The organism is Variovorax endophyticus, assembly GCF_025376855.1.
Classification (GTDB): Bacteria; Pseudomonadota; Gammaproteobacteria; order Burkholderiales; family Burkholderiaceae_C; genus Variovorax.
In genome coordinates this window covers 1-13,605 of the sequence record NZ_JAHUTH010000014.1, presented here as the reverse complement: position 1 = coordinate 13,605, position 13,605 = coordinate 1, and the positions used below count along the sequence as shown (strand labels likewise).

At 66.4% G+C, this 13,605-nt stretch carries 14 protein-coding genes and 1 pseudogene; 10 read left to right on the top strand and 5 right to left on the bottom strand.

What is annotated here, in order from left to right:
• Positions 1-5: 5 nt before the first annotated feature.
• The gene (locus KV106_RS19010) at positions 6-803 is read right to left on the bottom strand and encodes a cysteine hydrolase family protein (RefSeq protein WP_019657322.1); all 798 of its coding nucleotides are present in this window, start codon (positions 801-803) and stop codon (positions 6-8) included.
• A 177-nt stretch (positions 804-980) separates the two neighbouring features.
• Between KV106_RS19010 and KV106_RS19005 the strand changes: the two genes are divergently transcribed.
• The 4 genes from KV106_RS19005 to KV106_RS18990 are packed head-to-tail and all read left to right on the top strand — an operon-like array spanning position 981 to position 5,609.
• Positions 981-1,973: a BMP family protein gene (locus KV106_RS19005; RefSeq protein ID WP_261211686.1), complete on the top strand. Its 993-nt coding sequence runs from the start codon at positions 981-983 to the stop codon at positions 1,971-1,973.
• Positions 1,973-3,607, top strand: coding sequence for an ABC transporter ATP-binding protein (locus KV106_RS19000; RefSeq protein ID WP_261211684.1), 1,635 nt, complete (start codon positions 1,973-1,975; stop codon positions 3,605-3,607). Before KV106_RS19005 ends, KV106_RS19000 begins: the two co-directional genes overlap by 1 nt.
• Complete coding sequence (locus KV106_RS18995) at positions 3,604-4,686, top strand: ABC transporter permease (protein WP_261211683.1); 1,083 nt, start codon at positions 3,604-3,606, stop codon at positions 4,684-4,686. Before KV106_RS19000 ends, KV106_RS18995 begins: the two co-directional genes overlap by 4 nt.
• A complete protein-coding gene (locus KV106_RS18990; protein WP_186475809.1) occupies positions 4,683-5,609 on the top strand; it encodes an ABC transporter permease in 927 nt (308 codons plus the stop codon). The genes KV106_RS18995 and KV106_RS18990 overlap by 4 nt, the downstream gene beginning before the upstream one ends.
• Positions 5,610-5,654: 45 nt before the next feature.
• Here the strand turns inward: KV106_RS18990 and KV106_RS18985 are convergent, their stop codons facing one another.
• Both KV106_RS18985 and KV106_RS18980 read right to left on the bottom strand, forming a co-directional pair.
• The gene (locus tag KV106_RS18985; protein WP_261211680.1) at positions 5,655-6,005 is read right to left on the bottom strand and encodes a hypothetical protein; all 351 of its coding nucleotides are present in this window, start codon (positions 6,003-6,005) and stop codon (positions 5,655-5,657) included.
• A 98-nt stretch (positions 6,006-6,103) separates the two neighbouring features.
• On the bottom strand, positions 6,104-6,457 hold the full coding sequence (locus KV106_RS18980; protein ID WP_409976541.1) for a tripartite tricarboxylate transporter substrate-binding protein: 354 nt from the start codon (positions 6,455-6,457) through the stop codon (positions 6,104-6,106).
• Positions 6,458-6,655: 198 nt separating this feature from the next.
• Between KV106_RS18980 and KV106_RS18975 the strand changes: the two are divergent.
• The 6 genes and pseudogenes from KV106_RS18975 to KV106_RS18950 all read left to right on the top strand — a co-directional run bounded on the left by KV106_RS18975 (position 6,656) and on the right by KV106_RS18950 (position 11,990).
• Positions 6,656-7,822 (top strand): annotated as a pseudogene (locus KV106_RS18975) (IS3 family transposase).
• A 285-nt stretch (positions 7,823-8,107) separates the two neighbouring features.
• Positions 8,108-8,764: a peroxiredoxin-like family protein gene (locus tag KV106_RS18970; RefSeq protein ID WP_261211678.1), complete on the top strand. Its 657-nt coding sequence runs from the start codon at positions 8,108-8,110 to the stop codon at positions 8,762-8,764.
• A gap of 92 nt (positions 8,765-8,856) precedes the next feature.
• Complete coding sequence (locus tag KV106_RS18965; RefSeq protein ID WP_261211676.1) at positions 8,857-9,768, top strand: DMT family transporter; 912 nt, start codon at positions 8,857-8,859, stop codon at positions 9,766-9,768.
• Positions 9,765-10,469: a glutathione S-transferase family protein gene (locus KV106_RS18960; protein WP_261211674.1), complete on the top strand. Its 705-nt coding sequence runs from the start codon at positions 9,765-9,767 to the stop codon at positions 10,467-10,469. Before KV106_RS18965 ends, KV106_RS18960 begins: the two co-directional genes overlap by 4 nt.
• A gap of 20 nt (positions 10,470-10,489) precedes the next feature.
• Positions 10,490-11,284 (top strand): SDR family NAD(P)-dependent oxidoreductase, encoded by a 795-nt coding sequence (locus tag KV106_RS18955; protein ID WP_261211672.1) that lies wholly within the window; start codon positions 10,490-10,492, stop codon positions 11,282-11,284.
• Positions 11,285-11,375: 91 nt separating this feature from the next.
• Positions 11,376-11,990, top strand: a complete 615-nt coding sequence (locus tag KV106_RS18950) for a TetR/AcrR family transcriptional regulator (protein WP_261211670.1) — start codon at positions 11,376-11,378, stop codon at positions 11,988-11,990.
• 237 nt (positions 11,991-12,227) lie between these two features.
• Here KV106_RS18950 and KV106_RS18945 read toward each other — a convergent pair whose 3' ends face one another.
• Both KV106_RS18945 and KV106_RS18940 read right to left on the bottom strand, forming a co-directional pair.
• On the bottom strand, positions 12,228-13,196 hold the full coding sequence (locus KV106_RS18945; protein WP_261211669.1) for a PDR/VanB family oxidoreductase: 969 nt from the start codon (positions 13,194-13,196) through the stop codon (positions 12,228-12,230).
• 45 nt (positions 13,197-13,241) lie between these two features.
• The coding region (locus KV106_RS18940; RefSeq protein ID WP_261211668.1) for a tripartite tricarboxylate transporter substrate-binding protein at positions 13,242-13,605 on the bottom strand (364 nt) is incomplete at its 5' end.

The following is a 13,605-nucleotide window of genomic DNA, read 5'->3' as shown; positions in this document are numbered from 1 at the left end:
GTGCATCAGGCGGGCAGCGCCGCGAGCACGGCGGCCGAGTCGGTCACGAAGCCGAAGCACTTCTTGACGTTCCAGATCGTCGCCTCGGTGCAGAAGTCCGGCGAGCTCGTGGCGCAGCAGTCGCTCAGCATCACGCAGCCGTAGCCCAGGAAGTTGGCGTCGGTGAGCGTGTGCAGCACGCACTGGTCGGTGTTGCAGCCCGCGAAGAGGATGCTGCGCACCCCGAGGTTGCGCAGGATGCTGTCCAGCGGCGTGTCCCAGAAGCCGCTGATGCGGTGCTTGTCGACCAGAAAGTCGCCTTCGTGCGGTGCGAGCTCGTCCACGATGGCCGCGGCCCACGAGTCCTTCTGCAGCACGTGGCCCTTGCCGCCGGGCAGCGGGTCGCCCAGGCCGACGCCCGTGCCGCTGTTCTTGTACAGATGGATCTGGTTGGGCGGCATGTTGGCCAGGTCCGGGCGGTTGCCCCAGTTGACCCAGACGACCGGCACGCCGGCGCGGCGCAGCCCGGGCAGCAGCTTCTGCAGCGGGGCGATCGGCGTGCGGTCCGCCGCATAGTTGCCGCCGATGTGGTCGACCCATCCGCCCTCGGTGCAGAAGTCGTTCTGCAGGTCGATGATGACGATGGCCGTGCGGCGCAGGTCGAGCACCACGTTCTGCGGCTGCGCCTGCACCCGGGCGCGCAGCGGCGCGGGCGGCTCCACGGACATATCGACCTCGCGCTCGCTGGCGACCCAGTAGTACTGCTGGCCCAGGCCCAGGGCGCCGTCGGGCCGGGCATCGGGAAGATAGGGGTGGCGTTTCATCAAAGGCTCCGGTGGTGTGCGGGCGAAGGGCGCATCGCCGCAGGCTGGTGCATTCGTTGCGGTCGCCGCACCGATATGCGGCAAAAAGTCGGCGAATTCACTGGCACTGTTATTGCGATGCGTTGTCGGTAAGTAATTGATTAGTTACTTAACCCCCCAACTAGCGAAAGGCATGCCATGCAGATTCCGTCTCCCTCCCGCCGCGCCGCCGTCCTCGCAGGCGTCAGCGCCTTCACCGCCCTCACCGCCCTCGTGCTGAGCCTGCCGGCCTCGGCCGCCGATCCGATCGCGGTCGGCATCCTCATTCCCGGATCCAAGTCGGACAAGGGATGGATGGAGTCCGGCTACGACGGCCTCGTGGCCGCACAGAAGGAGTACGGCGCCAGGATCAAGGTGCAGATGATCGAGAACATCAACTACGCCGACATGGAGCAGGCGCTGACCAACCTGGCCAGCAAGAACGCGCTCGTGATCGGCGTCGGCGGCCAGACCCAGGCCGCCGTGCTCAAGGTGGCCAAGCGCTTCCCCAAGACGCACTTCTCGATCGTCGGCGGCAACAAGGCCGAGGAGACGGCCAACGTGGCCGGCTACGACGTGAAGCAGGCCGAGATCGCCTTCGTCGCGGGCGCCGCCGCCGCGATGCTCTCGAAGAACGGGGCCGTGAGCTACGTGGGCGGCATGGAGATCCCTTCCATCGTCAACGCCGGCAAGGAGTTCGGCAACGGCGCCAGGTACATCAAGCCCGGCATCAAGTACTTCGAGAACTACACCGGCGACTTCGACAACGTGGCCAAGGCCAAGGAAGCCACGCTGGCGGCCATCGCGCAGGGCGCCGATGTGCACTATCACATCCTGAACCTCGGCCTGCGCGGCATGGAACAGGCGGCCAAGGAGAAGGGCACGAAGATCGTCGGCAGCTACACCAACCGCTGCGGCACCGATCCGCTCTATCCCGCCTACAGCATCACCGGCGTCGGCTATCAGGTGCAGTACGCCATCAAGGAGGCCGTCGGCGGTACCTGGAAGGCCGGCTACAAGCCCTTCGGACTGGCCATGGGGCCGAACGCATCGGACATGGTCATCTGCGGGGCGACCGACGAACAGAAGGCCAAGCTCGAGCAGATCAAGAAGGACATCCTGTCCGGCAAGATCAGGGTGCTGGAGGGTTGATGCGCGAGCGCCACGCCATCGGCCTCGGTGACGGCATCAGCGACGGCGGCCCGGGGTTCGCCGCAACGCCGGCCGCCGCGCCGCTGCTGAAGCTGGAGGGGCTGTCCAAGCGCTTCGGCGCGCTGCAGGCGCTGCAGGACGTCTCGCTGGCGCTCCATCCCGGCGAGGTCCACTGCCTGCTGGGCGAGAACGGCGCCGGCAAGTCCACGCTGTGCAATCTCATCTTCGGCGTGCACGCCGCGGACGCGGGCGAGATGACGCTGGCCGGCGGAGCGTTTCGCCCGCGCTCGCCGGCGGATGCCCTTTCGCACGGCATCGCGATGGTCCACCAGCACTTCAGCCTCGTGCCCGACATGACGGTGCTCGACAACCTGCTGCTCGGCCAGGTGCGCGGCGTGCTCGACCGCAAGGCCGGCGCGGCGCGTATCGCCGCGATGCGGGAGCGCTACGGGCTCGCGCTCGATCCGCATGCGAAGGTGCAGGACCTGTCGGTGGGCGAGCGCCAGCGCGTGGAAATCGTGAAGTGCCTGGTGCGCGAGCCGCGCCTGCTGGTGCTCGACGAACCGACCGCCGTGTTGCTGCCGCAGGAGATCGAGGCATTGCTCTCGGTGTGTACGCGCGTGGCGCAGCAGGGCTGCGGCGTCGTGCTGGTCACCCACAAGCTGGCCGAGATCCAGCGCGTTGCGCGGCGTGCGACCGTCCTGCGCGGCGGCCGCGTGGTGGCGCGCTCGGACGCGCCCGCACAGGACATCGACGCGCTGGTGCGCGCGATGATCCAGCGCGACCTGCAGGCGCCTGCCGCCACGCCGGTACGGGGGTCTCGTGCATTCCGGCCGGCACCGGGCAGCCCGGCGCGCGAGGCGGCGCTGCTGGCCGACGGCCTCTCCGTGCGCGACGCCGATGGCGTGGTGCGCCTGGACAACTTTACCCTGCTGGTGGAGCCGGGCGAGATCGTGGCCATCGCCGGCGTCGAGGGCAATGGCCAGAGCGAGCTGGGCGCGGTGCTTTCGGGAATGCTGCGTCCCACCGAAGGGCGCTATTTCGTCTGCGGCGAGGACATGACGCGCGTCACGCCGCGCCAGCTCAGCGCTGCGGGCTGCGGCGTGGTGCCCGAAGACCGGCATGCGCTGGCCTGCGTGACAGGCATGAACGTCGCAGAGAACATCATGCTCGACCGCCTGGACCGGTTCCGGCGCTTCGGCCTCCTCGACCGCGCGGCCATGCGCCGCGAGGCGCTCGACCTCATGCAGCGCTACGACGTGCGCGCTGCCAGCCCCGACGTGCCGTTCGGAGGCCTTTCGGGCGGCAACCAGCAGAAGGCGGTGCTCGCGCGCGAGCTCACGCTCGAGGGCCTGCGCTTCCTGCTGGCGGCGCAGCCCACGCGCGGCCTGGATGTCGGCGCGGTCGAGGCCGTCTACGGCCACATCCGGGCCGCCGCGGACCGCGGGGTCGGCGTGCTGCTCATCTCGTCGGAGCTCGACGAACTGCTGAGCGTCGCCGACCGCGTGCTGGTGCTCTACCGGGGCCGGGTGATGGGCGCATGCCCCACGGCGGACGCGGACCGCGCGCGCATCGGTGCCTGGATGGCCGGGCACCGTGACAAGGAAGATGTTGCAGAGGAGGTCGCCTCATGAGCGGTCCTGTACTTGCTTGGTCGCGGCTCAGGCCGACCCCTGCGCTGCAGGTTTCGGCAGCCGCCGTGCTGCTGGCCTTTGGCGTCGGTGCCTTGCTGATCGCCGCGCTCGGCGTGCCCGTGGGCGATGCGCTCGCCGCGTTCGCGGACGGCGCCTGGGGCTCTTCCTATGCGCTGGCCGCCTCGATCAACCGTGCGCTGGTGCTCATGCTGGTCGGCTTGGGTTTCATCCTGGCCGAGCGCGCGAACCTCACGAACGTGGGCGGAGAAGGGCAGATTGCCGTCGGCGGCATCACGGCCACGGCGCTCGCGCTGTGGCCACCAGTGGCGCAGCTGCCGTGGGGGCTGGCCTTCATCGTTCCGATGCTCGGCGCCTGCGCGGCGGGCGCGTTCTGGGGCGGCATCGCCGGCGTCCTGCGCGTCAAGATGGGCACCAACGAGGTCATCGCGACCTTGCTGCTTTCCTTCATCGCCATCTGGATGGTGTACGGCAGCGTGCAGTCCGAGCACCTGCTGCGCCGGCCGATGACGAGCAGCGCGACGCTGCCCGAGTCGCTGGAGATTCCGGTGGCGACCCAGCTGCCGCTGCTCACCGGCGATGCAGGCACGCCGCTGCATGTCGGCCTGGTGATCGGGGTGGTGCTGGCGGTGGCGGTGGCGCTGCTGCTCAACCGCACGGTGACGGGACTGCAGCTGCGCGCGACCGGCCTGAACCCGCGCGCGGCTCGCCGCGCCGGCATGCCCATCGACCGCCTCGCCATCGGCGCGCTCTGCGCAGCCGGCGCCTTCGGCGGACTTGCCGGCGCCTTCATGCTGCAGGGCGAGCAGTACACGCTCAAGGCCGGTTTCTCGTCGGGCTACGGCTTCGACGGCCTGGTGGTGGGCCTGCTCGCACGCGGCAGCGCGACCGGCGTGGTTGCGGGCTCGCTGCTCTTCGGCTTCCTGCGTTCGGGCGGGATCAACATGGAAATGGTGGCGCAAGTGCCCACCGCCCTGGTCGTGGTGATCCAGGGTCTCATCATCGTGACGCTCGCCGGGGCAGCCATCGGCATCCAGCGCATGGAGGCGCGACGCAAATGATCGATCCCGAACTGGCCGCCGTCTTCGTCGGCTCGAGCATCCGGCTCGCCGCGCCGCTGCTGCTCGCCGCCACCGGAGAGCTCGTGAGCGAACGGGCCGGCGTGCTCAACATGAGCGTGGAGGGCCTCATGCTGGCCGGCGCCTTTGCAGGCGCCACCGCCTCGTGGGCCACCGGCTCGCCGTTGCTCGGCCTGCTCTGCGGCGTGCTGTGCGTGCTGCCCATCGCGTGGCTGCAGGCCTTTCTGAGCATCACGCTGCGCGCCAACCAGATCGTCACCGGCATCGGCATCAACATCCTGGTGCTCGGCGCGACCACCCTGGGTTACCGGGCGATCTTCGGCAGCCGCTCGCGCGCCGAGATCCCGGGCCTGGACAAGTGGGCGCCACCCGGCCTGTCGGAGATCCCGCACCTGGGCGAGCAGGTCTTCCGGCAGGCATGGCTGCTCTATGCCGCCATCGTGCTGATCGTGTTGGTGGGCTGGGTGATGCGCGCCACTGCGCTCGGCCTGGCGATCCATGCTGCGGGCACGTCGCCGCAGGCGGCGAGCCATTCGGGGTTGAAGGTGAGCCGCATCCGGTACGGCGCTGTGCTGTTCACCGGCTTCATGTCCGCGCTGGCGGGCTGCTTCCTGTCGATCGGTGACATCCACACCTTCACGGAAGGCATGACCGGCGGCGCCGGCTACCTGGCGATCGCGGCGGTGATCTTCGGCAACTGGCGCCTCGGCCGGACCGTGATGGCCTGCTGTCTCTTCGGAGCCGCCACTGCGCTGCAGTTCCAGCTTCCTGCGATGGGCATCGAGGTGCCCAGCGCCTTGCTGATCGCCTTGCCCTACGTGCTCGCGCTGCTGGCGGTGGGCGGGCTGGTCGGTCGACAGGTTGCGCCCGCAGCGCTCACGAAGCCGTTGCCCGCGCAGGGCTGAAGCGCAGGTGCCGAGGATGCGGCCCTGCACGCGAGGCCGCCGGCCTCAGTCGCGATCCTCGTAGTAGCGGCGGTACTGCTCGCGCTCCCACTGGCGGCGGCGCCATTCGCGACGCTCGGCACGGCGCTCTTCCCAGCGTTCGGCGCGACGTTCCTCCCAGCGCGCGGCCGGGTCGTAGTAGACGGGCGGCGGAACAGAGTAGACCGGCCGCGGAGCCTGGTAGTAGGTCGGCGCCGGATAGGTATAGGCGGGGGCCGGCTCGCTCACGACCACGCCGGGGACGTTGATGCCAACGGACCAACTGGTGCCGGCGTTGGCCGTTGCGGCGACGGTCAGGGCGCCGGCGGCAACAAGGCCTGCGGCGGCAAGCTTGAAGACGGCTCGCGAGAGAATCATTTTGTCAACTCCAGAGGGCGGGGATCGCCCTGATGCGCTTCCAACGGACGGCGACCCGATACTGCGCACATCGCGACGGTGAAGAACGTTCCCAAATGTCACTGCGCCGCGAGGCCCTGCTGCGGTGTTTGCGATCCTTCGCGCATGTCTGGGCAACCATTGCCGTTCACCTCCCACTCACTTGTGAGCAAACGAAAAGGACTTCCGGATGAAAGAAGATGCAGTTCAAAGGTGCTGTAGGGCAGCGCGCAGGCCTGCACCTCGCCGGCCTTCAGCGCGGTGAGGGCTTGTGCCACGCCGTTGTAGGGGAGGTGGATCACGTTGAGCGCGGTCCCGGTCTTCATCTTGACCACCAGGCTCTTGAACATCTCGAGCGGGAGGTGGTTCAGCCCGCTGACGCCCGTCGTGCAGAAGCTCAGGCTGTCGGGCCTTTCGTGCGACAGCTTCGCCAGTTCGGGCAGGTCTTGGCCTGAGCGACGTAGCGCGCTCCCACGGCGCTGCTGGCGCCGGGGCGGTTCGCCACGACCGCTTTTGGCGTAGGCGAGTCCTGAGGGAATCCAAGGCTCGCGCTTCGGTTTGCGCGTGCCTCCGAGTACAGCACAAGGGGTTGGGCTGCTGCCGGTTTCAAAGACTGGACTGCCCCTGGTCCGATAGACAAACCCCGCCTATCCTTTGAGCATAGGAGGGAGTGCCATGAGCACCCAGAGGTTACGCCGGAATTCAAGGAAGAGGCGGTCAAGCAGTTCATCGAGCGCGGGTCCTCAGTGCCAGATGTCGCAGCGCGCTTAGGCGTCTCGGCCCATAGCCTGTACAAGTGGGTCAAGGCGGTTGCGCCGGATAAATCTGAACAACAGTCCAAGGAACTGCTGGAACCCAAGAGCGAGATCCTTCGGCTACGCGCGCAAAATGCGTCGAGTCGAAGAGGAGCGTGACCTGCTAAAAAAAGCCGCGCGGTACTTTGCCAGGGAGCCCGAGTGAAGTACCGCTTCATGAACTAGCACCGTCATGAATACCCGCTGGCCATGATGTGCCGGGTTCTGCAGGTGGCACGGGCTGGTTTTTATGCGTGGTTGCAATGCCCCGTGTCTGACCGGGCCAAGGACGATAAGCGGCTGCTGGAACTCATCCGCCACTCATACGCCGCCAGCCATGGTGTCTATGGTGCTCGTCGCGTCTTTGGCGACCTCCGCGAAGCCGGTGAGAGCTGTGGCCTGCATCGTGTGGAGCGACTCATGCAGCGCCACAAAATCAAAGCCATACGAGGCTACAAAAAGCCCCGCGCCATTGCCGGTCGCCCGTCCATCATCGCGCTCAACCATCTGCAGCGCGAGTTCATGGTCGATGTGCCCAACAAGGTGCGGGTCACCGACATCACCTACATCCGGACCTGGCAAGGCTGGCTGTATCTGGCGGTGGTGCTGGACCTCTACGCCCGAAAGGTCGTGGGATGGTCCATGAAGCCGACGCTGGGCAGGGAGCTGGCACTGGACGCATTGCTGATGGCTGTGTGGCGCCGCAAACCGCAGCAACGGGTCCTGGTGCATAGCGACCAGGGCAGCCAATATGGAAGCGACGACTTCAAGCGCTTCTGCGCAGCCCACAACCTCGAGCCGAGCATGAGCCGACGGGGCAACTGCTGGGACAATGCCATCGCCGAGTCCTTCTTCAGCAGCCTGAAAAAGGAGCGCATCTACAAGACCCGGGATCTAGCGCGCGCCGATGTCTTCGACTACATCGAGGCGTTCTACAACCGAACCCGCCGCCACAGCCATCTGGGCGGCATCAGCCCCGAGGCGTTCGAACGCGCCTCGGCTTGAGGCAGGGGTTTGTCTACCGGACCGGGAGCAGTCCACTTGCGCTTTGACCCACTCGGTGCACACGCCTGAAAGGTTGCTCTGCGCGCGACGCTGGCCAACTTGGGCCGCATATGCCCGATCATCCGCCAGTTGGGGGCAGGACTCCATGGAAATCAACAAGTCGCGCTCCAAGGTATACCGATTTGCATTGGTGAGCTTTTCGAGTAGTATTAGAGCACTCGATACAAAATCTTCGCTCTGCATTCACGCATGCGCTCCCTCAGGTAGCGATGCCAGCAAGTACTCATGTTCGCCACCGAACTCCAGCCCCGCGCACGTCGAGAGGCGTTCTCGTGGAGCGCGCCCCCAGGGCGCGCTGCGCTCTATGAAGCCAGCATCGAGCAACTGCGCGCGAGCTTCACGTATGACGCCATGCTCGGTGAGAGTGTTCGGGCGCCGAAAGTCACGCTCGCGAATCATGGTGGTCGATTAATCTGGTTGGTCGAAGTCCTCCAGAGCGATCCCGCCGTGGTTACCTTCTACCGCCGCGGATGTTGTCCCAACTGCAAGCGGCAGTTGCGCGCACTCCGAGTGCGGCCGCCTAACCTGCTGCTTTTCGGCGCGCGCTTGCTAGCCATCTCGCCTCAACGCCTCGATGGCTCTTTGTCGGCGGGCTGGTGCAACGCGATCGGGTTCGACGTGTTGAGCGACATCGGCAATGCTGTCGCACGAAGCGTTGCAATTGTTCGTACGCTTTCCGAGCTCTTGCATGATGCTCTGCGCCCCAGCAACAAGGCGTTGTCGGACATCAAGAGCGATGAAGGCTGGGAGTTGCCTTTGCCGGCCACTTACGTCGTCGCGGGCGGCCGGCGGATCGCGATGGCCTTGGTAGGTATCGGCTATCGACATCGTCTCACTTCCGAATACCTCACGAACTCGCTGCGAGGGGTGCGGTCAAAGTGAATGGCAAGCCAGACAATCAGGCCCTGTTGCCGCGAACAGGGTCAACAGATGCAGTGTCGACACGCGCGTCGCGACCACTGTTGATGGGTTTGATGTGGGCGGCTCTGACGGTCGCGATTTTCTCCGGCTGGTTCGTCGTGACGCGATTCAGCGTGACGCGCGAACTCCGCCTGTGGGATGTCACCGCCTTGCGGTACGGCATCGGCGCGCTCGTGCTGGCGCCTTCGCTTTTGCTGCGTGGACGACAGTTGCCGGCTGCCCGATGGCGCGAGGGTCTTCTGTACGCCTTCCTGTGGGGTGTGCCTTTCGTGTTGCTAGTCGCTCTCGGCCTGCAGCAAACATCGGCGGCGCAGGCGGCTGCGGTCGCGCCGACTCTCATGCCGGTGTTCGCCGGCTTGCTGGCGTGGTCGTTCTTGAAGGAAAAGCCGGACCAAGTCCGCCTTTGGGGCTACGCGTCGATCGTGGCGGGCCTTGCCTGTATGCTGGCTTTCGGGGGCACGGCCTCCGGCGCGCCCAGTCCGGCCGGTATCGTCGCGCTGGTGTGCGCTGCCTCGATGTGGGCCATCTATACGGTGCTTTTCCGCCGCAGCAGCCTTTCTGCGGTCCAGTCGGCGGCGCTGATCTGCGTGTGGTCCGCGCTCGTCTTCATTCCTGTGTATCTGCTGTGCGGCCTCAGCCGGCTGGCGCTGGCCTCGTGGCCCGAGATCGCGCTTCAGGCCTTCTACCAGGGCATCCTCATGAGCGGCGTGGCGCTCGTGTCCTTCAACCGCTCCGTGGCGCTGCTCGGTCCCTCCGCCGCCACGGCGCTCATCGCCCTGATACCGGTGTCGGCACTGCTGCTCGGCATCCCCGTCCTCGGGGAGCTTCCTTCGATCGCGGAATGCATTGCGATGGCTGCGGTGGTTGCAGGCGTCTTCCTGGCCGCTCGCCCAGCGCGTTCGAATGCCCCGGCTTCTCTGGGCCCCCCACCCGCCACACCCATCCAAGGAGACCGTCCCGCATGATCCGTTTCTACTTCCATCCCACTCCCAATCCCGCGAAAGTCGCGCTCCTTCTCGAGGAGACCGGCCTTGCCTACGAGGCGATCCCGGTGGACACCAGCAAGGGCGAGCAGCATGCCGCGGCCTTCCGGGCCATCAACCCGAATGGAAAGGTGCCGGCGATCGTCGATACGCAAGGGCCCGGCGGCAGAGAGGCTCGCGTCTTCGATTCGACGGCGATCCTGATCTACCTCGCAGAAAAGAGCGGCCAGTTGCTTGGTGCACCCGAGGATCGGCCGGAATTGCTGTCGTGGCTGATGTTCATCGCGTCGGGACTCGGACCGTTCTCGGGACAGGCAGTGCACTTTCAGCATGCGGCGCCCGAGGGGCTGGACTACGCGGTGAACCGGTATCGACGCGAAGCACAGCGGCACTACCAGGTGCTGGAAGACCATCTCGCGGGGCGCGACTATATCGTCGGTAACGGCTTCACCATCGCGGACATCTCAGCGTGGGGCTGGATCGACCGGGCTTCCCGCGTCCTCAAGACGCCGGAAGATCCGCTCGCGGCCTATCCCGCGCTCAAGCGCTGGTTCGCGAGCGTGGATGCCCGGTCTGCGGTGGCACGTGCGCGTGCACTGTCCAAGAGCCATGTCTTCAAGTCCGTGAACGACGACGAGACCAAGCGGGCACTGTTCCCGTCCAACTATCCGGCCAACGCCTGAAGAACCATCGGAGCATTGAAATGGAATTAAAGAACAAGCGCGTGCTCGTCACCGGCGGTTCGAGCGGAATTGGCCTGGCCCTTTCGCAGGCGCTGCTTGCCCAGGGCGCTCGTGTATTCATCACCGGCCGGCGTCGCGAAGCGCTCGACAAGGCACTTGGCGTCCTCGGTTCGGCGAGCGGCGGATGCGCGGATGTCGCCACGCCCCAGGGGCGAGAGGCCACGCTGGCCCAGGCGCTGGCAGCCCTCGGTGGACTGGACATCCTCGTGAACAACGCCGGTGGCGTTCGTGCCGGACGGCTGGAGAATACCGCCGAGGCCGACATCGAGGCGATGGTCACCGTGGACCTGCTGGCGCCCATCCTGCTCACGCGCGCGGCGATGCCGGCGCTGCGCGCGAGCGGCGACGCGATGGTCGTGAACGTCGCCTCGGGCATCGCACTCGTCGGTGCGCCGTTCTATGCCACCTATGCAGCGGTGAAATCCGGCTTGGCGCGTTTCGGCGAAGCCATGCGGCGCGAACTCAAGGGCGAACGAATCCACGTTCTGACGGCCTACCCGGGCGGAACCGACACACCGATGATGAAGACCAACCGCGCAGGTCCCGAGCTGGGCTTCTCGCGCGAACCCGCCTCGGCCGTGGCCGACGCCATCGTCGAGGGCATGATGTCGAACGCGCTCGAGGTCGTGCGAGGCGGCGAGGCCCGCGCGAAGATGATCGCGCTCAATCGCGACGACCCTGCAGCGGTCGACGCACGGTTTCTTTCGCTCAAGGCTGCGCTGGAGGAGTCTGTAAAGGATCACAGCGCACTGTGAGGGCATCGGCGCGACATGGTGCTTGCCGCCTACGAAGCCCGATCCTCGACGCATACCTTTCCATCACGAACACGAAACCTGCTGCTTGCTTATGGCACGTCCTCGCGAATTCGATGAATCCGCCGCGCTCGACGTGGCCATCCAGTGCTTCTGGTCGCGAGGCTACGAAGCAACCTCCGTGCGCGACTTGGCCGATGCGATGGGCATCTCCGGTCCGAGCCTTTACAACGCATTCGGCGACAAGCGCACTCTCTATCGGCGCGCACTCGATCACTATGTTGAGCGAGGCTTCTGTGACCGTGTGAGGCGCTTCGAGTCGCAGCTCGCACCGCTAGACGCGATCGCCGCCTTCTACGACGAGATCATCGAGCTGTCGCTCGCCGATCCGCAACGAAAGGGCTGCCTGATCGTGAATTCGGCGCTCGAACTCGCACCGCACGACCCGGAGTTCCAGGCCGTCCTGGCCGACGTCCTGCGCGACATGGAGGGCTTCTTTCTTCGCTGCGTGAGGGCGGGGCAGGCGCTAAGGACGATCAATTCGGGCGTGCCAGCAGTGGACCTTGCCCGCATGTTGCTCAGCGTGCTGATGGGCTTGCGCGTTCTCGCGCGCTCCCGACCCGAGCCGGAACTGCTCCGAGGGCTGGTGCGGCCGGTGATGACCCTGCTGGAAGGCAACGAACGCGTTCAACCTAGGACCAGGCAATGATCGATTTCTACTACTGGCCGACCCCAATGGTCAAAAAATCACGATGTATTTCGAGGAGGCCGGCCTCGACAGACCGATCCGATCTGCGCCGTTTCTTCGACTTTTTCTAGCGCCGACTCTCGATCGACATTGCAGTTCCTTTGGTTCAAATTTGATTCCGTCGACCGGTGATCAGACCGACAGGTGATTCAGCGTGGGCTAGCTGCTTGTTGTAACGGCGGCCGAAACGGCTGGCGGTTAGAGGTCGAGTACCAGTGTCGGACTGCATGCTCGCGAGCAGCAGACCATCATTGTTCTGTTGCTCGCCCGCTCTGCTTCGGTCAGGATCTCGTCCCGATGGTCCGGGATGCCCTCCAGCACGCGGACTTCACAGGCACCGCAGATGCCCTGTCGGCAGGAGTAGTCCACGTCCACGCCGGCCTCGAGCAATGCGTCGAGGGTGCTCATGTCCGGTTTCACGAGCACGCGTCGATTGCTCTTCGCGAGCCGGACCTCGAAGCTGCCCGCATCCGCGGGCGGTGCGGCGGCGCCGAAGCGTTCCATATGCACGCGCGCCGGATCGAGATCCCGCGTCGCCTCGGCGAAGGCATCCAGCATGCCCGCGGGACCGCAGCAATAGAAATGCGCTCCGGGCTCCGCCTTCGCCACGAGCGCGGCCAGGTCGAGGCGTCCGGCGGTCTCGCTGTCGTGCAGGCAGACCCGGTCGCCCAGTTGTCGAAGCTCGCGCACGAAAGGGGCCGCCGCGGTACCGCGCGCGGCATAGTGCAGGCGCCAGGAACGGCCCGCGCGCTCGAGCGCACGCGCCATCGGAAGCAGCGGCGTGATGCCGATGCCTCCCGCGATCAGCACGGCGGGACCCGTGTCGTCGGCCAGGGCGAAATGATTGCGCGGCGCCGAGACCCGGATCACGTCGCCGACACGAAGCCGCTCGTGCACATGGGCGGATCCACCCTGGCCGGATGGCTCGCGCTTCACGGCCAGCACGTAGATGCCTTCGTCGCCACGCACGACGGAGTAAGGACGGGTCAGTCCGTCGCGCAGGCGCACGTCGACGTGGGAGCCCGGTGACGCCGGAGGGAGTGCCAGGCCATCGACGCCGCTCAGCTCCATGCTGAGCACGTCGGGCGATTCCAGGCGCATGGCGCTCACCTGAACCCGCAGGAGCGCGTCGGCCTGCGAGGGGGTGTCGGTGGTCGTTTGCTGCATGTCCGTTCGGGGCCGCATCGGATGCGGCCTCGTCATCCTTCCTCGTTACTGCTGCACGGCCAGGCCGGCTGCCTTGATCACCTTGCTGAACTTGGTGACGTCCTTCTCGAGCCACTTGCGCGCCTCGGCGGAGCCCACGAAGGTGGGCTGCACGTCGAGGTCGTTGAGCTTCTTCACGATCTCGGGGTCCTTCATCGTGGTCTGCAGCGCGGACTCGAGCTTGGCGATCACCGGTGCCGGCGTGCCCGCGGGCGCCGACAGGGTCACGAGCTGCTCGTTGTCGTCCATCTCCGCGTAGCCCTGCTCGCCCGTCGTGCCGACCTGGGGCATGGCCTTGAGCCGTTCATGGCGCTGCACGGCGATGTTGTGGATGCCGTTGCCCTCGAAGTTGCGCACGATGGTGCTGTAG